The 22,765-nt window shown below is 66.1% G+C and carries 22 protein-coding genes; 6 read left to right on the forward strand and 16 right to left on the reverse strand.

Features of this window, described 5'->3' with window-relative positions; genetic code table 11:
- Positions 1–93 precede the first annotated feature (93 nt).
- From AC6LJY_RS00150 to AC6LJY_RS00160, 3 genes are read left to right on the forward strand one after another with little or no spacing between them, the layout of a single operon-like run.
- A complete protein-coding gene (locus AC6LJY_RS00150; RefSeq protein ID WP_120153967.1) occupies positions 94–879 on the forward strand; it encodes an IclR family transcriptional regulator in 786 nt (261 codons plus the stop codon).
- A 22-nt stretch (positions 880–901) separates the two neighbouring features.
- A complete protein-coding gene (locus AC6LJY_RS00155) occupies positions 902–1,549 on the forward strand; it encodes a bifunctional 4-hydroxy-2-oxoglutarate aldolase/2-dehydro-3-deoxy-phosphogluconate aldolase (protein WP_120153969.1) in 648 nt (215 codons plus the stop codon).
- The gene (locus AC6LJY_RS00160; RefSeq protein ID WP_498135043.1) at positions 1,542–2,501 is read left to right on the forward strand and encodes a sugar kinase; all 960 of its coding nucleotides are present in this window, start codon (positions 1,542–1,544) and stop codon (positions 2,499–2,501) included. The genes AC6LJY_RS00155 and AC6LJY_RS00160 overlap by 8 nt, the downstream gene beginning before the upstream one ends.
- Positions 2,502–2,554: 53 nt before the next feature.
- Here the strand turns inward: AC6LJY_RS00160 and AC6LJY_RS00165 are convergent, their stop codons facing one another.
- Entirely contained in the window at positions 2,555–2,722 is a 168-nt protein-coding gene (locus AC6LJY_RS00165) for a hypothetical protein (RefSeq protein WP_314357478.1), read from the reverse strand.
- Here AC6LJY_RS00165 and AC6LJY_RS00170 point away from each other — a divergent pair.
- The gene (locus AC6LJY_RS00170; protein WP_006226408.1) at positions 2,721–2,849 is read left to right on the forward strand and encodes a hypothetical protein; all 129 of its coding nucleotides are present in this window, start codon (positions 2,721–2,723) and stop codon (positions 2,847–2,849) included. The genes AC6LJY_RS00165 and AC6LJY_RS00170 overlap by 2 nt on opposite strands.
- A gap of 56 nt (positions 2,850–2,905) precedes the next feature.
- Here AC6LJY_RS00170 and AC6LJY_RS00175 read toward each other — a convergent pair whose 3' ends face one another.
- Positions 2,906–3,889, reverse strand: a complete 984-nt coding sequence (locus AC6LJY_RS00175; RefSeq protein WP_120153971.1) for a LysR family transcriptional regulator — start codon at positions 3,887–3,889, stop codon at positions 2,906–2,908.
- Positions 3,890–4,145: 256 nt separating this feature from the next.
- Between AC6LJY_RS00175 and AC6LJY_RS00180 the strand changes: the two genes are divergently transcribed.
- A complete protein-coding gene (locus tag AC6LJY_RS00180) occupies positions 4,146–5,081 on the forward strand; it encodes a glycosyltransferase family 2 protein (RefSeq protein WP_120153973.1) in 936 nt (311 codons plus the stop codon).
- Here the strand turns inward: AC6LJY_RS00180 and AC6LJY_RS00185 are convergent.
- The 14 genes from AC6LJY_RS00185 to AC6LJY_RS00250 form a co-directional block, all read right to left on the reverse strand.
- Entirely contained in the window at positions 5,078–5,845 is a 768-nt protein-coding gene (locus tag AC6LJY_RS00185; RefSeq protein WP_046803519.1) for an ABC transporter ATP-binding protein, read from the reverse strand. The genes AC6LJY_RS00180 and AC6LJY_RS00185 overlap by 4 nt on opposite strands.
- Complete coding sequence (locus AC6LJY_RS00190; protein WP_219991754.1) at positions 5,845–7,638, reverse strand: branched-chain amino acid ABC transporter ATP-binding protein/permease; 1,794 nt, start codon at positions 7,636–7,638, stop codon at positions 5,845–5,847. Before AC6LJY_RS00190 ends, AC6LJY_RS00185 begins: the two co-directional genes overlap by 1 nt.
- Positions 7,635–8,675: a branched-chain amino acid ABC transporter permease gene (locus tag AC6LJY_RS00195; protein ID WP_046803517.1), complete on the reverse strand. Its 1,041-nt coding sequence runs from the start codon at positions 8,673–8,675 to the stop codon at positions 7,635–7,637. The genes AC6LJY_RS00190 and AC6LJY_RS00195 overlap by 4 nt, the downstream gene beginning before the upstream one ends.
- An 18-nt stretch (positions 8,676–8,693) precedes the next feature.
- Positions 8,694–9,845, reverse strand: coding sequence for an ABC transporter substrate-binding protein (locus AC6LJY_RS00200; protein ID WP_046803516.1), 1,152 nt, complete (start codon positions 9,843–9,845; stop codon positions 8,694–8,696).
- Positions 9,846–10,038: 193 nt separating this feature from the next.
- Positions 10,039–10,767 carry an SDR family NAD(P)-dependent oxidoreductase gene (locus tag AC6LJY_RS00205; RefSeq protein WP_485132212.1) on the reverse strand — a complete coding sequence of 243 codons (729 nt, stop codon included), beginning with the start codon at positions 10,765–10,767 and terminating at the stop codon, positions 10,039–10,041.
- A gap of 45 nt (positions 10,768–10,812) precedes the next feature.
- Positions 10,813–11,598 (reverse strand): cyclase family protein, encoded by a 786-nt coding sequence (locus AC6LJY_RS00210; protein WP_046803514.1) that lies wholly within the window; start codon positions 11,596–11,598, stop codon positions 10,813–10,815.
- Between the two features lie 90 nt (positions 11,599–11,688).
- The gene (locus AC6LJY_RS00215) at positions 11,689–12,930 is read right to left on the reverse strand and encodes an SDR family NAD(P)-dependent oxidoreductase (protein ID WP_498135044.1); all 1,242 of its coding nucleotides are present in this window, start codon (positions 12,928–12,930) and stop codon (positions 11,689–11,691) included.
- On the reverse strand, positions 12,927–14,096 hold the full coding sequence (locus AC6LJY_RS00220; RefSeq protein ID WP_498135045.1) for a thiolase family protein: 1,170 nt from the start codon (positions 14,094–14,096) through the stop codon (positions 12,927–12,929). Before AC6LJY_RS00220 ends, AC6LJY_RS00215 begins: the two co-directional genes overlap by 4 nt.
- On the reverse strand, positions 14,093–15,727 hold the full coding sequence (locus AC6LJY_RS00225; protein ID WP_498135046.1) for an AMP-binding protein: 1,635 nt from the start codon (positions 15,725–15,727) through the stop codon (positions 14,093–14,095). Before AC6LJY_RS00225 ends, AC6LJY_RS00220 begins: the two co-directional genes overlap by 4 nt.
- A 9-nt stretch (positions 15,728–15,736) precedes the next feature.
- The gene (locus AC6LJY_RS00230; RefSeq protein WP_314357542.1) at positions 15,737–16,228 is read right to left on the reverse strand and encodes an aromatic-ring-hydroxylating dioxygenase subunit beta; all 492 of its coding nucleotides are present in this window, start codon (positions 16,226–16,228) and stop codon (positions 15,737–15,739) included.
- Complete coding sequence (locus AC6LJY_RS00235; RefSeq protein ID WP_498135047.1) at positions 16,225–17,544, reverse strand: aromatic ring-hydroxylating dioxygenase subunit alpha; 1,320 nt, start codon at positions 17,542–17,544, stop codon at positions 16,225–16,227. The genes AC6LJY_RS00230 and AC6LJY_RS00235 overlap by 4 nt, the downstream gene beginning before the upstream one ends.
- Positions 17,545–17,574: 30 nt before the next feature.
- The gene (locus AC6LJY_RS00240) at positions 17,575–18,552 is read right to left on the reverse strand and encodes a PDR/VanB family oxidoreductase (RefSeq protein ID WP_498135048.1); all 978 of its coding nucleotides are present in this window, start codon (positions 18,550–18,552) and stop codon (positions 17,575–17,577) included.
- Between the two features lie 50 nt (positions 18,553–18,602).
- Complete coding sequence (locus AC6LJY_RS00245) at positions 18,603–20,159, reverse strand: indolepyruvate oxidoreductase subunit beta family protein (protein ID WP_314357552.1); 1,557 nt, start codon at positions 20,157–20,159, stop codon at positions 18,603–18,605.
- 13 nt (positions 20,160–20,172) lie between these two features.
- Complete coding sequence (locus AC6LJY_RS00250; protein WP_498135049.1) at positions 20,173–22,422, reverse strand: thiamine pyrophosphate-dependent enzyme; 2,250 nt, start codon at positions 22,420–22,422, stop codon at positions 20,173–20,175.
- Here AC6LJY_RS00250 and AC6LJY_RS00255 point away from each other — a divergent pair.
- A complete protein-coding gene (locus AC6LJY_RS00255) occupies positions 22,403–22,765 on the forward strand; it encodes a hypothetical protein (RefSeq protein WP_146073902.1) in 363 nt (120 codons plus the stop codon). The genes AC6LJY_RS00250 and AC6LJY_RS00255 overlap by 20 nt on opposite strands.

Here is a 22,765-nt window from a genome sequence, read left to right on the forward strand (position 1 = left end):
GTTCTTAGGACTTCTTCGAATTTCCGGGTTGAAGGTCTACGCCGTTCCATGTGCCGTCCCAGGACGGCGCATTGGTCTTATCTGGGGACGTTCTTGTCGGAAACCAAGGTCGCGGGCGCTGCCGCGTTCGGGAAATTCATGGCCGTGCTGCAAGCCGTTGCCGATGCGCCAGAGCCGCCCACGGCCGCCGCGCTGGCGCGCGTTTGCGGCTATCCCCGCCCCACCGTCTACCGTATCGTGGCGGCCCTGGCCGAGCAGGGCATGGTGGCCGAAACGGGCGGCGCCTATCGGCTGGGCACGCGGCTGATATCGCTGGCCAGCCGGGCGTGGTCGCGGTTCGACCTGCGCGCCGCCCTGGCGCCCGACCTGCAAGCCCTGCGCGATGCCACCGGCGAAACGGTCCATCTGGCCGTGCCGGCGGGCCACGAAATGATCTATATCGACAAACTGGAAAGCCCCGGGCCCGTCCGCATGGTGTCGCGCGTGGGCGCGTCCGTGGCGCTGCATTCCAGCGCGGTCGGCAAGGCCTATCTGGCCGCGCTGGACGAGGCGGCCCGCGAACAGCTGCTGCGCGGGCTGCCCCTGCCGGCGCGCATGCCGGGCACCGTCACCAGCTTGCCGGCGCTGCGCGCCGTGCTGGACGAAGCCCGAGGCCGGGGCTACGCCATGGACGACGAAGAAAATGAAGCCGGTATCGTCTGCTATGGCGTGGCGCTGTGCGACGCGGCCGGCCGGCCAGTGGCGGGCGTTAGCGTCAGCACGCTGCTGTTCCGGCGCCAGGACGATCCCCAAACCGCTTATATCGACCCCTTGCTGCGGCTGCGCGATGCCGCCGTGGCCAAACTTGCCGTGTTGCCGGTGTCCACCGGCGGCGCCTGACCGTCAGCCTCAGAGGAATCCCATGACCGCATCCGCTCCCCTCGCGTCCAAGCTATCCGCCTTGCTGGCGGCCCGGGTCGTGCCCGTGCTGCGCTATACCGACGCCGCCACCGCCGCCTATGCCGCCGAAGTGGCGGTGGCGGCCGGTTGCCGCACCCTGGAATTGACCTGGACGATTCCCGGCGTGACCGACCTGGTGCGCGCGCTGCGCGACAAGCACGGCCCCAGCCTGCTGCTGGGCGTGGGCACCGTGCTGGACGAAACCCAGGCGCGCGAGGCGCTGGTGGCCGGCGCCGATTTCCTGGTGTCGCCGGGCCTGGCCACCGATATCGTCGACATGGCCCATGCCGCCGACGCCCTGTGCCTGTTGGGCGCCTTTACCCCCACCGAAGTACTGGCCGCGCGGCGCGCGGGCGTGGATGTGGTGAAGGTTTTTCCGGCGGATACGGGCGGCCCCAAGCACCTGGCCGCCCTGAAATCCGTGTTTCCCGACACCATCTTCTGCCCCACGGGCGGCGTCACGCAGGAAAACATGGGCACGTATTTCGCGGCCGGGGCCGGCTTGGTCGGCATCGGCAGCAACCTTTATGACAAGGCCGCCTTCGCCGCGCGCGATACGGCGGCTCTGGTCGCGCAGATCACTCGCACCCTGGAGGCGTCCCATGGCTGACGTGGACTTCGACATCGTCGCGCTGGGCGAGCCGTTGATCGAACTGAACCAGACGCACAAGGGCCAGCTTCAATACCTGCAAGGCTTTGGCGGCGATACCTCCAACGCAGCCATCGCGGCGGCCCGGCAAGGCGCGCGCTGCGCTTATCTGACCCGGGTGGGCAACGACGCCTTCGGCGCGCAGTTCCTGGACCTGTGGCAGGCAGAAGGCGTGGACACGTCCGGCGTGCAGCGCGACGAGGACGCCCACACGGGCCTGTATTTCGTGCAACACGGGCCCGACGGCCATGCGTTCAGCTACCTGCGCCGGGGCTCGGCCGCCAGCCTGATGACGCCGGCCCTGCTGGACAGCGGGCTGATCGAACGCAGCCGCTTCCTGCATGTGTCGGGCATCAGCATGGCAATCAGCACCAGCGCCTGCGACACGGTGTTTGCCGCCATGCAACGGGCCAGGGCGGCGGGCACCCAGATCAGCCTGGATTCCAACTTGCGCCTGCGCCTGTGGCCCGTGGACCGCGCCCGCGCCATCCTGCGCGAAACGATGCGGCAGGCCGATCTGTTCTTGCCCAGCATGGACGACATGCAGCACCTGACCGGCAATGACGACCCCGAACGCACGCTGGACTGGATCCGCGACGGCGGCGCGGCAGGCGTGGTCGTGCTGAAACTGGGCAAGGACGGTTCCATCATCGACGACGGCAAGACCCGCACGCCGATGGCCGCCCTGCGCGTGGACGCCGTGGACGCCACGGGGGCGGGCGACTGCTTTGCCGGCAGCCTGCTGGCCCGGCGCTGCCAGGGCGACAGCTGGGAAGAGGCCGTGCGCTATGCCAACGCGGCGGCGGCGCTGTCCACCCTGGGCTATGGCGCGGTGGACCCGCTGCCGCGTGCCGAACAGGTTCGGGAACGCCTGGCGTTGCTGGCGGGGCAGGGCGCCGCGGGGTCGAAGTAGGCCTGGGGCGGGGGGCGCGGGAGCGCGGGCGGAGGCGGTCGATGCCGCCTGGATCAATTCAGGGACGGGTCCCGCCGCGCCGCCATGCGCCCCAAATACCCGCCATTGGCGTCGGCGGGAAATTTCAGGCTAAAATGCCAAGTTATCCGAATTTTTTCCGCCAGCCTGATATCCGGTTGTGCGGTGACTTTTTTCCGCAAATTCAACAGGAGAATCAACATGGCTGAACGCAAACGCGTGCGTCGTAACACCCTGGAACGCCGTTGCCTGGGCAAGGCCTTCAAGCGCTTGTTCGTCAAGTCGCCCAAGGGTGTTTTCAAGATGCTGGAAAAGATCAAGCGCGTCTAATCGACGTTCTGGATCTGAAAAATCCCCGCAGGGCTTCGTGCCTTGCGGGGATTTTTTTATGCAGGGGCCGGGCCAAGCTTGGGCTTGATGAAATCCATGAACGCGCGCGTCTTGGCCGGTTGGATGCTTGACGGGTACACCGCGTAGATCGAGATCGGGTCCACTGACCAGCCCGGCAGCACGCGGCGCAGCGAGTTGCGCTTGATGATCGGGTCCAGCGCCAGGCAGTTGGGCATGCGGGTGATGGCCAGGTCCAGGCCGGCAAGCGTGCCCGCGATGCTCATGTTGTTGGCCGCCAGATGGCCGCTGACCGGCACCACTTCGCTGACCGTGCCGTCGTGCAGCGTCCAGTGCGAATGCGCGTCGTCGATCGTGGTTCGCAGGCACTGGTGTTGCGTCAATTCGCCCGGTGTCCGGGGTTCGCCATGGCGTTGCAGGTAGCGCTCGGACGCATACAGGTAGTTGTCCAGGGACACCAGCTCCTGCACCACGGCGCCAACCGGGCGGCCGGCGTCGCCGCCATTGCCGTTACCGTTCCCGTTGCCATGGCCGACGTCCAGCGTCGTCGGCGAAATATCCCCATCGCGGCCAAATCGCAGCACCACGTCAAACGGCGTGCCTTGCGCGTCGGACGCCGTCATCATGCTCAGGTCGAATTCGCATTCGACGTCGGGGTACTGGTCGGTGAAGTCCTTGATGGTTTCGGGCAGCAGCCACATCGCCAGGCTGTACGGCATCGACACCCGCAGGTTGCCCGACGGGCCGCCGGACAGCGACAGCAACTGCTCGTGCGCCAGCCGGGCCTCGTCGATCAGGCCCTGGCAGCGGCGCATGTAGGCGGCGCCCGCTTCGGTCAGGTCCAGCCGCCGGGTGTTGCGGTTGATCAGCCGCAGGCCGATCGCGCGTTCCAGTTCGTTGATACGCCGCGACAGCGTGGACGTAGGCATGTCCAGCGCGCGCGCGGCCATGCTGAAGCTCTTGCGCTTGGCGACCTCTACAAACAAGGCAATGTCATTGAGCTGGACGGTCGAAGCTTCCATAGGCGTTCCGGATTTGGCCGCACGAGTTTACGCCACTCGCGCACGGCAGCGCTTGGTCAAAAGATCGCGATAAATTCGCCAACGCCGCGCCACAGCTGCGCGATATTGCCTAAAAATCGCATGGGTTGACAGATTTGATTGCAAATTTGAATGCCGTGGCATCGGTTCACGTTGGCATATCCCCTACACTTCAGGCGAAAACAGACAGACCAAGACCGCAGCGGTGGCACGGAGATCGCAAAGGGGCATAGCAGGCATGACCGATACACCAACGTTTTTCACCGTTCTAACGCCCACCTACAACCGGGCGGGTACGCTGCACCGGGTGTACGAATCGCTTTCCCGGCAGACATTCAGGGACTTCGAATGGGTCGTGGTGGACGACGGCTCCACCGACAACACCCACGAATCCATCCTGGACTGGCAGACGCGCGCGGATTTTCCCATCCGCTACATCTGGCAGAACAACCAGCACAAGAAAACCGCCTTCAATCGGGGCGTGCGCGAAGCCAACGGCCAGATGATCGTCGGCCTGGACAGCGACGACGAAATGCCGTCCGACGCGCTGGCCATCTTCAAGGAAGCCTGGGAGGCCATCCCGCCCGCGCGCCGCGATTCCTATGTGGCCGTGACCGGGCTGTGCGCGCGGCCCGACGGCAGCATCGTCGGCGACCGCTATCCGCAAGACGTGTTCGACAGCACCGCCGTGGACGTGTACTTCCGCTATCGCATCAAGGGCGAGAAGTTCGGCTGTATGCGCACCGACATCCTGCGCAAATATCCTTTCCCGGAAGACGTGGCCGGCTTCGTGCCGGAAAGCCTGGTGTGGTGGGCGATTGCGCGCGCGGGCTATCTCAGCCGCTTCATCAACCGCGTGGTGCGCACGTACCACGACACCCCGGGCGGCTTGTCCCAAGGCGCGGTGTCGGTCAGCAACAACGCCCAAGGCCTGTACCTGCTGGCCTGGGACATGCTGCAACATCACCTGGAATTCTTCCGCTATCGCCCGCGCGAATTCATCATGGCGGCCGCGCGCTACACGCGCTTTCGGCTGCACCTGAAGCATTCGGGCGTGCCCACGGCAGTGGGCGCCTATCGGCTGACCAACCCCATGGCAACCTTCATGGTGGCGGCGATGTGGCCGGTGGGCTATGCGCTGTACCGGCGGGATCGGCGTCGCGGCGTGGCCTAGACCGCCGTGGGGGCGGCGGGCACGGCAGGCGCGGACGCGCCATGCCCCAGCCCCAGATACACCTCGACCACGCGCGGGTCCACCGCGACCTCGGCGGCCGGCCCTTCCAGCGTGACGGCGCCCGTTTCCAGCACATAGGCGTAGTCGGCCACTTGCAGCGCCGCGCGGGCGTTCTGTTCGATCAGCAGGATCGACACGCCCATCTCGCGCAGCCGCGCCACAATCTTGAACACTTCACGCACGATGCGCGGCGCCAGCCCCAGGCTGGGTTCGTCCAGCATCAGCAGGCGCGGCTTGGCCATCAACGCGCGTCCCACGGCCAGCATCTGGCGTTCACCACCCGACAGCGTGCCGGCCAGTTGCGCATGGCGTTCCTTCAGTCGCGGGAACAGCTCGTAAACTTCCGCCAGCGTTTTGTCCTGGTCGCGCAAGCCCGTGCGAAAACGGTGGAAGCCGCCCAGCATCAGGTTGTCGTGCACCGTCATTTCAGAAAACAGCTCGCGCTTTTCGGGCACCAGGTTCATCCCGGCCGCCACCATTTCCTCGATCTCGGCATGCTCCTGCGGTTTCCCGCCGAACACGATCTGGCCCGTGGAGGGCAGCACGCCCATGATGGCCGACAGCAAGGTGGTCTTGCCCGCGCCGTTGGGGCCGATCACGGTCACGATCTGGCCTTCGCCCACCGTCAGGCTCACGCCCGAGACCGCTTCGACCTTGTCGTACGCCACGCGCAAGTCGCGCACTTCCAGCAGATTCGTGCTCATCATTCCACTCCGCCCAGATAGGCCTCAAGCACCGCGGGGTTGTGCTGGATCTCGGCCGGCAAGCCCTCAGCGATTTTTTCGCCGAAGTCCATGACCACCACGCGATCCACCAAGCCCATCACGAAATCCATGTCGTGCTCGACCAGCAAGATGGCCATGCCTTCCGAACGCAGCTTCTTCAGCAGCTCGGCCAGCTCGCATTTTTCCTGATAGCGCAGCCCCGCCGCCGGCTCGTCCAGCAGCAGGATGCAAGGGTCCGACGCCAGCGCCCGCGCGATTTCCAGAATGCGCTGTTGCCCCAAGGCCAGCGATCCGGCTTCGTCGTGCAGGTGCTTGCCCAGCCCCACGCGTTCGACCTGCCGCGCGGCCTCGGCCAGCAGGCGCGCTTCCTCGGCCCGGTCCAGGCGCCAGGCGGCCGGCAGCACGCCACGATGGCCGCGCAGGTGCGCGCCGATCGCCACGTTTTCCAGCACGCTCATGCGGCCCAACAGGCGCACATGCTGGAACGTGCGAGACAAGCCCAGGCGCGCGATCTTGCGCGCACCGGCGCCCGCCACCGATTGCCCCAGCAGCGTGACCTGGCCCGAGGTGGGCGTGTCCACGCCCGAAATCTGGTTGAACATCGTGCTCTTGCCCGCGCCGTTGGGGCCGATCAACGCCAGGATCTCACCGGCGCGTATCTCCAGGTTCATGGCGTTGTTGGCGACCAGGCCGCCGAACTTGCGCGTCACGTCCACCGCCTTCAACACCACCTCGCCGCGCGCCGGCATGGGCTTGCGCGGCAGGGGCTCGGCGTTCATGTCCACGCGGCGCACTGCTTTCTTCACGCGGATCCAGCGCGTCAGCACCGGCCACAGGCCGCTGCGGGCGCGGTGCAGCAACAGCACCATGCCGAAGCCGAACACGATGACTTCAAAGTTGCCCGTCTGCCCCAGCACCTTGGGCAACCAGTCTTGCAACCATTGCTTGGCCACCGTAAACACGCCGGCGCCCACCAGCGCGCCCCAGACCTGGCCCGCGCCGCCGATCACCGTCATGAACAGATATTCGATACCCATTTGCAGGCCGAACGGATTCGGGTTCACAAAGCGCTGCATGTGCGCGTACAGCCAGCCGGACGCGCAGGCCTGCAAGGCCGCGATGATGAAGATCACCATGCGCGAGCGCGCCGTGTTCACGCCCATGGATTCGGCCATCACGCGGCCGCCCTTGAGCGCGCGGATGGCGCGGCCTTCGCGCGAATCCAGCAGGTTCTGCGTGGACCAGACGGCCACCATCAGAAATGCCCAGATCAGGTAATAGATGCTGCCGCCCTGGTTCAGCGTCCAGCCGAACAGGTTGATGGCCGGGATGTCTGGGATGCCGGTATGGCCGCCCAACCCTTCCACCGAGCCGAACGCAAAGTACAGCGACAGGCCCCAGGCGATGGTGCCCAGCGGCAGGAAGTGGCCCGACAGCTTCAGCGTGATCGCGCCCAGCAGGTAGGCGATGACCAGCGTCAGCAACAAGCCGGCCAGCAGCGTCAGCCAGGGCGATGCGCCCAGCCAGGCCAGCCACGACGGCAGCGTGTCGGCGCGGGTGGTCAGCAGCGCCGTGGTGTAGGCGCCCACGCCCACGAAGGCCGCCTGGCCGAAGCTGGTCAGGCCGCCCACGCCGGTCAGCAGCACCAGGCCCAGCGCTACCAGCGCGTACAGGCCGATGTAGTTCAGCAGCGTGATATAGAACGGCGGCAGGGCCAGCGGCCCCAGCGCCAGCAGCGCCAGGAACGCGACGAGGATGATGCGGGGGTTCATTCGTCTTCTTCCTCGACGTGATGGCTTTTCAACGAGCGCCAGAGCAGCACGGGAATGATCAGCGTGAACACGATGATTTCCTTGTACGCGCTGGCCCAGAACGACGAGAACGCTTCGATCAGCCCGACCAGCACCGCGCCGGCCGCCGCCAAGGGGTAGCTGACCAGGCCGCCGATGATGGCGCCCACGAAGCCCTTCAGGCTGACCATGAAGCCCGAATCGAAATACATGGTGGTGATGGGGGCGATGAGTATGCCCGACACCGTGCCGATCAACGCGGCAAGAAAAAACGTGGCGCGCCCGGCGAAGATGGGCGAAATGCCCATCAGCCGCGCGCCCAGCCGGTTGAACGCCGCGGCGCGCAGCGCCTTGCCGTACATCGAGCGTTCAAAGAACTGGTACAGCACCACGATCAGCACCGCCGACACCGCCACCACCCAAAGCGCCTGGCTGTTGACGTTGATGGGACCCAGCGCCAGGCTGGCGTCGGAAAAAGGCGCGGTGCGCGCGCCCTCGGCGCCGAACGCCAGCAGGCCCAGGCCCACCAGCGCCAGGTGCACGGCAATGGACACGATCAGCAGCACCAGCGTGGACGCCGAGGCGATCGGCTGATAGAACAGCCGATACAGCTGCGGCCCCATTGGCACCACCAGCAGCAGCGTCAACAACGCCTGCACGGCCATCGGCAGCTGCGCCAGCGGCAGTTGGTACAACAGCCCCGCCAGGATCAGCGGGTAGATCGCCTTGGCCGCGATGCGCCAAAGCCCGCGCGAGCGGCCCGGGCGCTTGGCCCGCGCCATCAGGTCGGCCACGGCTTCAGCCAGCGCAAAGGCCAGCAGCAGCCACACCAGCAGCACGGGCTTGCCGGCCTGGATGGCCGCCATGGTCAGCGCGCCGAAGGCGACGAACTCGCCCTGGGGGATGAACAGCACGCGGGTAACGGTAAAGACCAGCAGGATCGACAACGCCAACAACGCATAGATCGCGCCGTTGGTGATGCCGTCCTGCCCGAGTATCAAGGCGATCTGAGCATTCATGCGAAAAGGTCCAAGCCGTTACTTCACCAGCGTCCAGTTGCCGTCCTTGACGGTGATGAGCTCGCGGCCGCGATCATCGAAACCGCTGTGGTCGGCGGCGCTCATGTTGTAGACGCCTTGCGTGCCCACCAGCTCCTTGGTCTGTTCCAGCGCGTCGCGCAAGGCGCTGCGGAATTCCTTGGTGCCCGGCTTGCCGGCCTTCTCGGCAATCGGCACGGCCTTTTCCAGCAGCAGCCCGGCGTCGTAGACGTTGGCGCCGAAGGTGGCGGGCTTGGAACCGTTCAGCTTTTCGTACGCGGCGATGTAGTCGGTGGCGACTTTCTTGGACGGGTTGCTGTCCGGCATTTCCGGCAGCACCAGCATCAGGCTGGCGGCCAGCACCGTGCCTTCGACCTTCTTGCCGCCCAGTTTCAGGAAGTCGGGCAGCGCCGCGCCGTGGGTCTGGTAGAACTTGCCCTTGTAGCCTTGATCGAACAGCGTCGTCTGCGGCAGCACGCTGGCGGCGCCGGGGGCGGCCACCAGCACGGCGTCCGGCTTGGCGGCCAGGATCTTCAAGGCTTGGCCCGTGACCGAGCTGTCAAAGCGCAGATAGCGCTCGTTCGCAATGATCTTGATGCCTTTCTCGGTGGCCAGGCCCGAGAAGACCTTGTACCAATTCTCGCCATACGGATCGTTCAGGCCGATGAAGCCCACCGTCTTGATGCCGGTCTTGGCCATGTGGTCGACCAGCGCGCGCGCGATGATGTCGTCGTTCTGCGTGGTCTTGAACACCCACTTCTTCTGCTCGTTCATGGGCAGCACCACGGCCGCCGTGCCCACCGGCGCCAGCATCGGCACGCCGGCCTCGGCGGCGAACTGGATCACGCCCATGGCGTTGGGCGAACCCGACGGGCCGATCAACGCGTCCACGTTCTGTTCCGAAATCAGCTTCTTGAACGCCGTCACCGAGTTGGTGGAATCGCTGGCGTCGTCCAGCGAGACATATTCCACGGTCAGGTCGCCGATTTTCTTGGGCAGCAGCGGCACGGTGTTCTTCTGCGGAATGCCGACCAGTGCGGTCGGGCCGGTGGAAGACGTGACGACGCCCACTTTCATTTGCGCCAACGCGGGCAGGGCGAACAGGGCGGCAACGGCGGCGGCCGCGGCCAGGGGGAGTTTCTTCGACAGCATGGCAAAACCTCCGGATAGGGAGCAGGGTGGGGGTGCAGCTGAAAAGCGGAGAAAACGGGAACAGCGAAAATCTTGGGAATCGCGAGAATTACTTGTTGCTTAAAATTTCTAACCTGCAAGGATCAGCACTGTAGACGGGCTCTTGGTGCTTACCTATCCGTCAAAACCCGAAGCATGCATGGCGCCACGTCCACTAGATGGTGATGGAACTGACGCTGGCGCCGCCGCAGACGAACAGCGTCTGGCCGGTTACGAAGCTGTTGGCGGGGTCGGCAAAGAACATCACCGCGCGCGCCACGTCGTCGGAGCGGCCCAGGCGCTTGACCGGAATGCCGTTGGCCAGCTGCTTTTCCCGTTCGCTGCCGGGTTCGATCACTTCGTAGAACATGTCCGTCTGGATCGGGCCGGGGGCCACCACGTTCACCGTGATGCCATGGGGCGCCAGTTCCAGCGACCAGGTGCGCGCCATGCCCACCATGCCGGCCTTGGTGGCCGAATAGGCGGTGCGCGTGGGCAGGCCCAATGCGCCGCGCGACGACATCATCACGATGCGGCCGAAATGGCGTTCCTGCATGCCGGGCAGCGCCGCCTGCACCAGGCTGATCGCGGCGCCCAGGTGAATCTGCGTCAGGCCGTGCAGTTCTTCCTGTGTGACTTGCGGCAGCAAGTTGGGCCAGATCACGCCCGCGTTGTGGATAACGTGGCTGATCGGAAAGCGGGACGCGGCCTCCTGACCGGCCTGCGCGGTGGCGTCCGCATCCAGCAAGTCCACCTGCATGTTGTGCAGGCGCGGGTGAGTAAAGTCCGCCGCGCGGCGCGCCATTGAAATCACTTCATAGCCGGCGTCCAGCATGCTGCGGCAGATCTCGGCGCCTATGCCGGCGCTGCCGCCGGTGACCAGCGCTACGTATTGTTGTGTCATGCGTGTCCTTGGTTGCGTTGCCGTATAGGCCAGGTCCGGCGGGGCTCAGGCGCGGGGCGCCAGCGCCAGCACGCGCAGCGGGCTGCCCGAGCCGCTGCGGATCTTCAGCGGGGCCGAGAAAATCACGGCGCCGGTGGGCGGCAACTGGTCCAGGTTGGTCAGGCACTGCAAGCCGTAGCGGTTATTGCCGTGCATGTAGTAGTGGCAGGGGTAGGGCGGGTTCAGGTGGTGAGCCTGGCCGGCGTCGGTGCCCACCGATTCCGTGCCGAAGCCATGCACATCGCGTTCCTTGATCAGCCACGGCACCACGTCGGCGTCCGGGCCGGGCGAGTGGGCGCCGTCTTCCTGCATGTTCAGGTATTCGACGGGCTTGGCGCGCTTGGACCAATCGGTGCGCATCAGCACCCACGACCGCGCGGGGATGCGGCCGTGCTTTTCCTCCCAGGCCTTGACGAAGTCGATGGTCAGCAGAAAGTCGGGGTTGTCGCGGGCCTCGGCGGAACAGTCGATCACGCACGCGCTGGCGATGAAGGCGTCGATGGGAATCGTGTCGACCGTGTTGTCGGGCTGGTCCTTGCCCGATACCCAGTGGGCGGGCGCGTCGAAGTGCGTACCGGTGTGCTCGGAACACGAAAAATTGTTCCAGTACCAAGCCGGGCCGCGCTCGTCATAGCGCGAGATTTCTTCCATGCGGAACGGCCACGCCTGGCCGAATTCCGGCGGCAGGACGATGGTGGGAAATTCCGGCGTCAGCGTCTCGGTCAAGTCCACCAGGCCGATGCGGCCGGTGACAAGTTCCGTCATGAATTGGGCAAGAATGTTCTGGCTCATGCTGCGGCTCCTGGGGGTGGGCGCGTCGCTTGCGCGATGCGCCGGAGGGAATCGGGGGTGTTGTCTTGGGCAGTGGCGTGGCGGGCGCGGTCAGGCGCCCAGCTCGCGTTCCAGCCCCTTGGGGTTGTCGGCCAGGCGTGCTCGGAATTCCTGCGCCACGTCGCCCACATACACGTCTTCCACGCCGTCCTTCAGCGCGCGCACGATGGCGGCGGCGATGGCGGCGGGGGCCACGCGCGGCGGCGGCGTGCGCTGTTCCCATTCGTGGTCGACGGGGCCGGGAAACACGTTCACCACCCGCACGCCGGCGCCGCGCATTTCCGCGCGCAGGCATTGCGTCAGCGACAAGGCGGCGGCCTTCGATGCCGACCACATGCCGCGCGACGGCAGGTTCATGTGCGCGTAGATGGACAGCACGTTGACCCAGGCGGTGGCGTTGTTGACGCCGTCGGCGGCGCGGCTGCACAGGGCAGGGCCGAAGCTCTGCGCCAGGCGCATCAGCCCCAGCACGTTCACGTCCATGGCGTCGCGCGCGGTGTTTACGTCCTTGCGATGGAGCAGGCCGCCTTCGCGTTCCAGATCGGCCGTGTTCACCAGGATTTCCACCTTGCCGCCGATTGAGGCGGCAAGCCGATCCACGGAATCGGAATCCGTCACGTCCAGGGCCACCGATTGCACGCGCGGGTCTTGCGCCAGCGCGTCAAAGGCGGCGTCGCGCTTCCAGGCCTGCGCATCGCCCAGGAACACCGTGGGGCAGCCCGCGTCCAGCAGGGCGCGCGCCACGGCCTGACCCACCGCCGACTTGCCGTCGGTGACCAGCGCGCGGCGGAACTTCGGGTCGCACGAGGTTTCGCGCAGCGTCTTGTCGTCTTCCATGTTGGGCGTATTCCTTTCAGGCAGGGCGATCATCACGGCTTGGCCGCTGCGGTCCAGCTTCAGCGCCAGCCGCACGCGGGCGCCGTCGGCGCAGTCCTGGTGCACGTGCGCCACGACGGAGGGGCCGGCGTCCATCACCACCGTGCCCACGCGCCATGGCAGGCGTTCGCGGAAGTACAGGTCGTTGCTGTGATGCAGCGTGGTGCTGACCAGCAACTTGCCGTTGGGGTCGGCCGGCCGCCAGGGCAGGTGTTCGGACAGGCAGTGGCCGCACACTTCGCGCGGCGGATATTGCACCGCGCCGCAATCGGCGCAGGTCTGCAAATCGAAGCGGCCTTCGGCGGCGGCGGCCGTCAGGCCCAGCGCCGCGCGGCTGCGCGAGCCGGGCGGCAAGGTGGGCTGGCGGGTGCGCGCAACCGGATTCTTCCGGGGCGGCTTGGCTAGCGGCTCGGTCATGCGTCGCTCCTTGCCAGGATGGCCGCGGCGGTGCACAGGCCGCGGTCGTAATTGATCATGCCGAAACCGCTGACCATGCCAACGCGCGCGTCGGCCACTTGCGTGCCGCCCGCCGTGCCGGTCAATTGGCGCAGCGCTTCGACCATGCCCAGATAGCCGCCCGCCGCGCCCGCCTGACCCACCGACAGCTGGCCGCCGTTGGTGTTGAAGGGGAAGCTGCCGTCCACGGTGAAGGTGTGGGCGCGGACGAATTCCGGCGCGTCGCCCTTGTTGCAAAAGCCCAGGTCTTCGATCTGCATCAGGTTGATGACGGGATAGTCGTCATAGGCTTGCAGGAAGTCCATGTCGGCCGGGGTGGCGTTGGCCTGGCCGTACAGTTCGTCCACGTCCATGGTCCAGCCACCGCGCGTCTGGATGGGGTCTTCGATCCAGGCGTTGTGGCGTTCGATGGTGGACAGGATGCGGGCATAGGGCAGGTTCAAGGCGCGGGCCTGGTCTTCACGCATGACGAGGAAGGCGTCGGCGCCCGCGCAGGGCATCACGCAGTCGAACAGATGGATGGGGTCGGTAATGACGCGCGCGTCCAGATACTGTTGCAGGCTGAGCGGCTTTTTCATCAGCGCGTGCGGGTAGCGCAAGGCGTTGTCGCGCTGCGCCACGCACAGCTTGCCGAAATCCTCGCGCGTGGTGCCGGTGGTGCGCATGTAGTGCGCCGTCAGCAGCGCGAAGCTGGCGTTGGGACCGCCCGCGCCATAGGGGTAGACGGCGTCTTGCGCAAAGCGCGAAAACTGGCTGACGGTATTGCGAAACGAGTCCACGTGGTTGGTGTCGCCCGCGATGCAGGCGACGATGTTTGCGTCGCCCGCCTGCACGGCGCGGGCCGCGCGGCGCAGCGCGGCCACGCCGCTGGCGCCGCCCATGGGAATGTGATCCAGCCAGCGCGGGCTCATGCCCAGGTGCTGGACCAGGCCGACGGCGGTGTCCGGCGCCAGCGTGAAGCTGGACACGCACAGGCCGTCCACGTCCGGCTTGGCCACGCCGGATTGCCGGATCAGGGCGCCCAGCGCGCGGCCCAGCCACCAGTGGGCGGCATGCGTGGAATAACGTTCGTACGGGATGGTGACGGGCAGGGCCGCCACGATGCCGTCATAGCCCAGGCGGCTCATCGGGCAGGCTCCTGGCGCTTTTTCATGGCGTTGGTGTCGATGCAGCGCGCCGTGCCCGGCAAGGTCGGCGCCAGCGTTTTCATTTCGCCGCGCTGGATCTTGTTGGTGGTGGTCAGCGGCAGGCTGTCCACAAAGGCCACATAGCCGGGGGCCTTGTAATAGGCCAGCTGTTGCAGGCACCACTGCACGATATCGCGCGCGGCATCGGCCATGGCGGCGTCGTCGGCGGGCAGGGTGTCGGCCACAACGCAGGCCAGCACTTCGTCGCCGCGCACCGGGTCGGGCACGGCGGCCACGGCCACCGCCTTGACCAGCGGGTGCTGCATCAGCACGCTTTCCACTTCCACGGCCGAGATGTTTTCGCCGCTGCGGCGGATCACGTTTTTCTTGCGGTCCACAAAGCGCAGCGCGCCGTCGGCTTCGCGGCGCACGATGTCGCCCGTATGGAACCAGCCGTCTTGCCAGGCCTCGTCGGTGGCGGCTTCATCTTTCAGGTAGCCGGCGAAGAAGCCGTAGCGCGGGTCGTCGCCGGCGTGCCGCACCAGCAGTTCGCCGTGTTCGCCCACGGCGGCGGGCTGGCCCGCGTCCGTCACGATGCGCACCTGCACGTCGTCTTCTTCGCGGCCAAAGCTGCTGGTGCCGACGTGGCGCGGTTCGTGGTTGGCGATGATGACGGCGCCCGCGCCGGTTTCGGTCATGGCCCAGGCTTCAAGCAAGGGAAAGCCGAAGCGCGCTTCAAACGGCGCATGCAGCTTGCGGTCCACGCCCGCGCCAAAGCCGAAGCGGATGGCGGGTTGCAGGTCGCGGTCGGACGGCGGCGCCTTCATCAGTATGGCGGGCATCACGCCCAGGTAATGCAGCACGGTGGCGCCGGCGTCGCGCACGCTGTCCCACCACGTCTTGGGGTGGAAGCGGTCTAGCGGAATCAGGCAGCCGCCGGTCAGCACCATGGCCATGGCGGAATACGCCATGGCGTTCATGTGCACCAGCGGCAGCGGCGTCAGCATGCGTTCCTGGCCGGGGCGCAGCGTTGCCAGCCCGCCGATGCGCGCATACCAGCCGCCCGCGTGCAGGAAATAGCGGTTGGGCAGGATGCAACCCTTGGGCCGGCCGGTGGTGCCGGACGTGTACAGCAGGGCGCATTCCGTCAGCTCGGTGGGCGCGGTGTCGGCCAGCGGCGCGGTGAAGGGCGCGGGCGGCGGTGCATCGTCGGGGCCCATCACGCGCAAGGGGCGGCCCGCGCGTTCGGCAGCGGCCAGCAGGTCGGCGTGGCGGGTGGGCAGGGCAACGGCCAGGGCGATCTCGGAATGGCCGGTCAGGTATTCGAGTTCGGCCGCGCGCAGGTCCGGGTTGATCGGCACGACGGACACGCCCAGCGCGTTCAAGGCGAACCAATGCAGGAAGAAGGCGGGGCGATTTTCCAGCAGCAGCCCCACGCGGTGGCCGTGGCCGTAGCCCGCCGCCGCATAGGCGGCGCGCAGCGTTTCAATGGCGTCGGCCGCGCGGCCATACGACAGTTCGCCGGCGTCTATGCCATAGACCTGGGCCGTTTCCGGCAGGATGCACAGGAAGGGCTGCGCGCGGTAGCGCGAAGCGGTGTCGGCGAATGCCTGGTGGACGGTGGTGCTCACAAGCCGCTCCTACATGAACAATTGGATGTTGCCGAAGGCGGCGTCGCAGTTGACCAGGTCAACGCGCTTCAAACGGATGCGCAGCGCGCCGTCCTGTTCCACCAGGTGGTGCGTGGCCCAGCCGGCGTACAGCGTCTGCATGTCCTGGCGCGTTTCAACATAGTGAAAGGCGGTGCGCACCACATGGCGGCCTTCTTCAGGCGCGGCGTCCGGGTGGCCGTGTTCGACAGTGGGCGCTTGCAGCAGGTGATGGCAGCGGCTTTTAGGCTGCTGCGAAAACGTGCGCTGGCCCGCCAAGCGCTCCACCCGCACGCGCAGCAGCAGCTTGTCTTCGTACATCAGGGATGCGTGCAGCTTGGGGTCCGTCTGGCCGTGCGCCAGCGGCATCCAGTAGTAGCCGTCTTCGGTGTACAGGTTCAGCCAGTCTTCGAAGCGAAGCTCGTCCAGCAGGCGCGCTTCGGCGTAGACAAAGTCGATCAACTCGCGGTCGCTTGCGCTCATACCGACTCCGATCCGGTCATGTAGCGGCCCCATGCGCGGTATTGGTTGCGCATCTGCCATTCGTTGGTGCCGTTGGTGGTGACGTTCTTCTGGCCGGCTTCGTCGGGCGTATACAGCCGGCCCACATTGACCCAGTCGCGCGCGCGGGAATTCAGGCCGTCTTGGGCGCGTTCGTACATTTCCAGGTCGTCATGGCCGACCACGGAGGTGGGCGCGTTGATCAGCCGGTTGTACATCAGCGTGCGCTCCAGCAGCAGGTCGGGCGCGCCGACCAGGCGGAACGTCCACGATTCCACCAGCGTGCGGTCGGCGGCAAGGGGCTTGAAGATGCGCAGCGTCTGGATCGGGCCCTTCACCATGATGTTGGGGAAGTACACGGTGTTGTGGCGCACGTCGCCCAGGATCTGCTTGGCGCGTTCCTCGCCGTAGGCGGCCACCATGGATTCCCAGTAGCCCGGCACGCCGGAGTACGACGCGTGGATCGAGTCCGATACGCCGGTGTGCCCGTGGCCGTTTTCCCAGACGCGGATGCCCATGTTTTCAAAGAACTCGTACGGCGAGATAAAGGGCGCGAACAGTTCCACCGCCATCGGCTTGGGCGTGCCTTCGGGCGCCTGCTCCCAGACCTTAACGGCCGTGCCCGCCGACGATTCGTGCGCCACCATCGGGTGGCAGGTATCGGTCTGGTTATCGACCAGCATCTTCCAGTTGCAGCGGTGCATGTAGCGCAGCACGCCACCGGCCACTTCCAGGCGGCCCTCGGGCGAGCGGTCCACCATGTTGTCCAGCGTGGACAAGGAATCGCCGAAGAAATCCTCGAACGACTGGCCTTCCGGATTCAGGCGGCAGAACACAAAGCCGCGGTGGTTCTTGACGTCTTTGACGGCGGCCATGCCCTGGCTGGCTTCGCAGTTTTCCAGGCCGGTGTTCTCGTAGCCTTTCTTCAGGGGGATCGACAGCAGGCTGCCGTCCGTCTTGAACGTCCAGGCGTGGTACGGGCAGCGAAAGAACTTGCCGGTGTTGCCGCAGGCGTCGCCGGCCACCATCGTGCCTTTGTGCGGGCAGCGGTTGTGCAGCACGCGCACGGTCTTGTCGCTGTGGCGCACCATCACCACGGGCTGGTTGCCGACGGTGGTGGTGATGTAGTCGCCGTTGTTGGGCACCTGGCTGTCGTGGCCGACGTAGACCCAGGTGTTGGCGTACAGGCGTTCCATTTCCAGGTCGAATAATTCCTGGTCGATGAACAGGTCCTTGTGTACTTCCGTGTCGCGCACCAGGGCGCGGATGGCGTCGGGGTTGTTGCGGTATTTGGCCATGGTCGCTTCCTTGTCGTCGGGCCGGCAGCGTTACAGATCCAGCACCAGGCGGGCGGATTTCGCGCGCGAGATACAGATCTGGATGATCTTGCCGCTGGCCTTCTCGGTGTCCGAGAGGTAGTAGTCGCGATGATCGGGCTCGCCTTCCAGCACCGTTGCCTGGCACACGCCGCACTCGCCGCGCTTGCAGTCGTACATCGGGTCGCAGCCTTCTTCTTCCATGACGTCGACGATGGTCTTGTCGGCGGGAATGGTCAGCGTGCGGCCGGACTGGCGCAGTTCGACTTCAAAGGCCTGGTCGCCGGCTTGCGCGGCGGCGGTGACGAACAGTTCGAAGTGAACGTGGGCATCGGGCCAGTGGCGGGCCTTGGCGCCGGCAATGACGGCATCGATCAAGCCCTTGGGGCCGCACACGTACAGGTGCTGGCGCGGGTTGGAAGCGGCCAGAAGCGCTTGCAGGTCGAAGCGGCAGGCGGGGTCGTCATCCGCGTGTACGGTCAGGCTGCTGCCCGCCAGCGCTTCCAGTTCGGGCAGGAAGGCCAGCTGATCCTTGCTGCGGCCACAGTAGTGCAGATGAAAGTCGCGCCCGGCGGCTTTGAGCGCGGCGGCCATGGACGCCACCGGCGTAATGCCGATGCCACCCGCGATCAGCACCACGGGTTCGTCGCCTGCCGGAGATTCATGCAGCGGAAAATCGTTCTTGGGGCCTTCCACGCTAAGCGTGTCGCCTTCGGCCAGCGCATGCAGGTGGCGCGAGCCGCCCTGGCTGGTTTCTTCCAGCCGCACGCCCAGCCGGTATTCGGTGGGCTGCGCGAACTGGCCGGCGTCGGGCGTCAGCTGCACCAGCGAATAGCAGCGCGGTTCATGCACACCGGGCACGGTGACTTTCAGATGCGCGCCGGGGCCGAAGGCGGGCAGCGGCCCGGCATCTTCGCGCGCCAGCCGGAAGGAACGGATCAACGGCGATTCTTGCCGGACTTCCCGGACGATCAGTTTCAGTGTCTGCACGGCGTTTGTCTCTTTCGGTATTCCGGTATTCCGGTATTCGGGTAGCGGGATCAGGCCGCCAGCTTTTCGGCCAGCTTCTCGGCCATCTGGCGTTCCATCGGGGCGCAGCTTTCGTTGGCCAGCGCGGTCTCGCGCAGCGTGCGCAGCGTCTCGGCCGCATCGGGGCGGCCCACCAGCTGTGCCGCCGCCGCGATCAGCTGGCGATACTTGCCGCCGCCGCGCACGTGCGTATCGCTATAACCCTTGACCAGGCGCCGGCAGTTAACAGTTTCAACCGCCAGCGCGTAGTCCCGCGGCGCCAGCCGGGCAATCAGGTCCAGCCATTGCCGCAAGCCTTCCGATTCGATTTGATGGCGCAACGTACGGCGGCGAAAGCGGCGCATGCCGGCCAGCGAATACAGCATCAGGAAGCCGCCCAGCGTGCCGCTTTGCATCAGGCGGCCTTTGCCCAGGCGGCGTTCCACAAAGCCGCCGAAGGCCTTGGACCCTTCCAGCCAGCGGCCCATGCGCGTGGGCATCGTGCCGCAGATTTCTTCCAGGCGCGGGTGCATGTAGTCGGTCGTCATCACCAGTTGGTCCGGCCGTGCACCCACTTCGTTTCGCACCCGTTCAAAGCGGGTGCCGCGCGTTTTCAGGTCGGCCACGCGGATCACGTCGTCGTAGGCCATGGCCGTGGCCACGTAGCGCGCGGCGGCACAGGTCAGCGCCCAGCCTTGGGCGTCGCCGCCGTGTTGGGCGTCCAGGTCGCGCAGCGCTTTCATGTGGCGCAGGTAGTCGGCGGCGTAGGCGGCGTCCTGGAATTCCAGCTGGCGGCGCACGCCGGCCGTCAGCATGGGCTGCGCACAGGCGGGGAAGTCGCGCTTGATGGTGTCCAGCAGCGCTTGCGTCTTCGGGCTGGCGGCGCGTTCGGGCACGTCGGCCACCGGGCGCGTCAGGTCGATGGCGGCGGGTTGGGCGGGCGCGGCATGGGCGGCGTCAAAGCCCAGCGCAAAGGCGCGCAGGCTGGCGTCCACGCCCAGGCCCGCGCGGCGCACGGTGGCCTCGTAGTCGTCGCGCGTGAAGGGCAGGGCGCCGCTGCCGGCCACCGCGCCGAACAGGCTGGCGCTGATGACGCTGCCGGCGCGGTCGGCCAGGTCTTGCAGGTCGAAGCACAGGAAGCGCTTGGCGGCGGCGCGGCCGGCTTCCAGCACTTTGTTGGGGTCGGCAATGCCGTTGCCGGGCGCGGACTTTTCGCTGACGGCGTAGCTGCGGTGCGACGAGGACAGCAACACCGTGCGTTCCGGCGTGACCAGGCCACGCTGGATGGCGCGGCCGCCTTCCATCAGTTCGGCGGCAACGACCAGATCCACGTCGCCGGGGGTGGGCATCAAGGCCAACGCGGGCGGGCGTCCGGCGCGCGCCACGTCCGCTTCGGGCAGCAGTTCCAGGTAGTAGATGGTGGCGCCGGTGCGCTGCGCAACCCCGGGCACCGATGTGGTTTGCGCCCACCAGCCGGCGTGTTCGGCCATGTCGACGATCCAGTCGGCCAGGACGCCGCCGCCCTGGCCGCCCATGGCCAGGATGGCGATCTTGATGGGGTTGCCTTGCTGCATTGCCGGCGGGTTCATGAAGGGCTAGTCCTTACAGGGCGTATTGGGCCAGGCGCGCGGCGCGGCGGCGTTGCAGGAAACCGATCACGGCGCCGCGCATGCGTGCCAGGAAGCGGTCGGTGCCGGTGGGGTTGTGCACGATATCGGCGCGATAGAAAGACGGGCACAGCACGGCGGCATGGGCCACTTCGCCGCAGTTGCCGCAGCCCACGCAGCTGCTTTCCACGTGCGCTACCGGGTCTTCCTTCAAGGGGTCGCCGCTGTCCTTGATGGACAGCGATGGGCAGCCGGACAGCCGGATACAGGCGTGGTCGCCCGTGCACACGTCGGGGTCCACGCCAAAGCGTTCCTTGACCACGCGGCGGCCTTCCTTGACGGCCTTGTTGAATAGCGGCTTGATGCGGCGCTGCTTGTTCAGCATGCATTCGGACTGCGCGATGATGACCTTCGGACCCTTGATGTCGGTGGTCAGCGCTTCTTCAATCGTGGCGCGCACCTTGGCCACGTCGTAGGTGCGGTCCAGCGTGCGCACCCACTTCACGCCCACGCCGCGCACGGCGTGGTCGATGGGGTTGTTGGTGGAGCGGTCGGGGTTGTCGGCACGCGACGACAAAATGTCCTGCCCGCCGGTCGCCGACGCATAGAAGTTGTCGACGATGACGATGACGCCGTCGTACTTGTTGAATACCGCGTTGCCGATGCCGGACGACAAGCCGTTATGCCAGAAGCCGCCGTCGCCCATGATGGAAATGGGGCGCTTGGCGGCGGGCACATTGAACGCCGCCGCGCTGGAGGCGCCCAGGCCGTAGCCCATGGTGGTGGCGCCCAGGTTGAAGGGCGGCAGGATGGAGAAAAGGTGGCAGCCGATGTCGCACGAAATGTGATGCTGCCCCAGCTTTTCCTGGGCCAGCGTCAGCGCGGAAAAGATCGGGCGTTCGGGGCAGCCCGTACAGAAGCCGGCAGGGCGCGGTGGCACCACCGAGGCCAGCCCGTCCACCTGCTTGTGGAAGGTGATCGGTTGCTCGACGAGCTTTGCCGCAGGCTTCAGACGCGCGACTTCGGTGATTTCAAGTTGGCTGCTGGGGGCTTGGGCTTGGGCTTGGGCCTGGGCCACCGCATCCACCGCCACCGCCGCATGCGTCTGTAGCGATTCAGGACGATGGCGCTTCAAGAATTCGCGCAGGCCGTCGCGCATCACTTGCGTGGTGTATTCGCCCGCCATCGGCAACACGTCCTTGCCGGACAGGTGCGTGTCGATACCCGCCTTGCGCAGCACGGCGTGCAGGTTCTGTTCGATGTAATCCGGCTGGCCTTCTTCCAGCAGCAGCACTGCGCGCTTGCCCCGGCAGAATTCCGTGACCTCGTCTTCGATGACGGGGTAGGTCACGTTCATGACGTAAAGCGGAATGCGGCTGTTGCCGAAGTTATCGGCCAGGCCCAGCAGTTGCAGCGAGCGGATGACGCCGTTGTACAGGCCGCCTTGCAGGATCAGGCCGATGTCGTTCTGGTCGCCGTCAAAGTGCTCGTTCAGCTTGTGTTCTTTGATATAGCGGATGGCGGCGGGCCAGCGGTCCTTGATTTTTTCCTGCTCGTGCAGGAAGGACGCGGGCGGCAGCACGATGCGGCTGGTGTCGCGCGCCGGGCTTTCCAGCGCCTGCGCCAGCGAGAACGTGGGCCGCTTGTTTTCCTTGGCAATGAAGCGGCCATGCACGTGGCAGCCGCGAATTCGTAGTTGCAGCATGACCGGCGTCTTGCTGGCTTCCGACAATTCAAAGCCGTCATCCACGGCCTTGACCATGCTTTCCAGGTTGGGGCGCGGGTCCAGCAGCCAGATCTGCGACTTCATGGCGAACGCGTGCGAGCGTTCCTGCATGATGGATGAGCCTTCGCCGTAGTCTTCGCCCACGATGACCAGCGCGCCGCCCGTCACGCCGCCCGATGCCAGGTTGGCCAGCGCATCCGACGCCACGTTGGTGCCCACGGTGGACTTCCACGTGACCGCGCCGCGTATCGGGTACATGACGGACGCCGCCAGGGTCGCGGCGGCGGTGGCTTCCGAGGCGCTGGCCTCGAAATGCACGCCCAGTTCTTGCAGGATGTCGTTGGCGTCGGCCAGCACATCCATCAAATGCGAAATGGGCGAACCCTGATAGCCCGCCACATAGCCCACGCCCGATTGCAGCAAGGCTTTGGTGACGGCAAGAATGCCCTCGCCGCGAAACTCTTCGCCGGCGCCGATGCGCAACTGCTGGACTTCTTTCTTGAAAGACCTTTCAGCCATCTCGAACTCCTGGTGGGGCCGGATGACCGGTCCTCAAGCCTTGCTGCCGTGCAGCATCGTCGTGCCACGAAATTGTCGTCTGAAAAATACTTTAGGAGTCAACGTTTTAGCTGTCAACAAAAAAGATGAAATTTCATGGAAATCAAAAAATATCACGCTAAAACAAGGATGTATATACTGGTTGTTCTCTAGCTTCATGGCGGGTTTTCGGCCCCGCCATGGTGCAAAAACGGGTTGCGATTCGGGGTATACCCTGTGCTGCGCAACAGCATTGCCGTGCATCATGGCGCGCGTTTGCGCCGTCGTGGTGCAATGCGTTTTTTCGGCCGTCGGCCATTCATGA

Source organism: Achromobacter sp. RT286_PF (genome assembly GCF_059760425.1).

Bases quoted from the DNA above. Each gene is read 5' to 3' on its own strand.
- AC6LJY_RS00155 (WP_120153969.1), top strand. From the start codon at position 902: ATGACCGCATCCGCTCCCCTCGCGTCCAAGCTATCCGCCTTGCTGGCG.
- AC6LJY_RS00160 (WP_498135043.1), top strand. From the start codon at position 1,542: ATGGCTGACGTGGACTTCGACATCGTCGCGCTGGGCGAGCCGTTGATC.
- AC6LJY_RS00170 (WP_006226408.1), top strand. From the start codon at position 2,721: ATGGCTGAACGCAAACGCGTGCGTCGTAACACCCTGGAACGCCGTTGC.
- AC6LJY_RS00165 (WP_314357478.1), bottom strand. From the start codon at position 2,722: ATGTTGATTCTCCTGTTGAATTTGCGGAAAAAAGTCACCGCACAACCG.
- AC6LJY_RS00175 (WP_120153971.1), bottom strand. From the start codon at position 3,889: ATGGAAGCTTCGACCGTCCAGCTCAATGACATTGCCTTGTTTGTAGAG.
- AC6LJY_RS00180 (WP_120153973.1), top strand. From the start codon at position 4,146: ATGACCGATACACCAACGTTTTTCACCGTTCTAACGCCCACCTACAAC.
- AC6LJY_RS00185 (WP_046803519.1), bottom strand. From the start codon at position 5,845: ATGAGCACGAATCTGCTGGAAGTGCGCGACTTGCGCGTGGCGTACGAC.
- AC6LJY_RS00190 (WP_219991754.1), bottom strand. From the start codon at position 7,638: ATGAACCCCCGCATCATCCTCGTCGCGTTCCTGGCGCTGCTGGCGCTG.
- AC6LJY_RS00195 (WP_046803517.1), bottom strand. From the start codon at position 8,675: ATGAATGCTCAGATCGCCTTGATACTCGGGCAGGACGGCATCACCAAC.
- AC6LJY_RS00200 (WP_046803516.1), bottom strand. From the start codon at position 9,845: ATGCTGTCGAAGAAACTCCCCCTGGCCGCGGCCGCCGCCGTTGCCGCC.
- AC6LJY_RS00205 (WP_485132212.1), bottom strand. From the start codon at position 10,767: ATGACACAACAATACGTAGCGCTGGTCACCGGCGGCAGCGCCGGCATA.
- AC6LJY_RS00210 (WP_046803514.1), bottom strand. From the start codon at position 11,598: ATGAGCCAGAACATTCTTGCCCAATTCATGACGGAACTTGTCACCGGC.
- AC6LJY_RS00215 (WP_498135044.1), bottom strand. From the start codon at position 12,930: ATGACCGAGCCGCTAGCCAAGCCGCCCCGGAAGAATCCGGTTGCGCGC.
- AC6LJY_RS00220 (WP_498135045.1), bottom strand. From the start codon at position 14,096: ATGAGCCGCCTGGGCTATGACGGCATCGTGGCGGCCCTGCCCGTCACC.
- AC6LJY_RS00230 (WP_314357542.1), bottom strand. From the start codon at position 16,228: ATGAGCGCAAGCGACCGCGAGTTGATCGACTTTGTCTACGCCGAAGCG.
- AC6LJY_RS00235 (WP_498135047.1), bottom strand. From the start codon at position 17,544: ATGGCCAAATACCGCAACAACCCCGACGCCATCCGCGCCCTGGTGCGC.
- AC6LJY_RS00245 (WP_314357552.1), bottom strand. From the start codon at position 20,159: ATGAACCCGCCGGCAATGCAGCAAGGCAACCCCATCAAGATCGCCATC.
- AC6LJY_RS00250 (WP_498135049.1), bottom strand. From the start codon at position 22,422: ATGGCTGAAAGGTCTTTCAAGAAAGAAGTCCAGCAGTTGCGCATCGGC.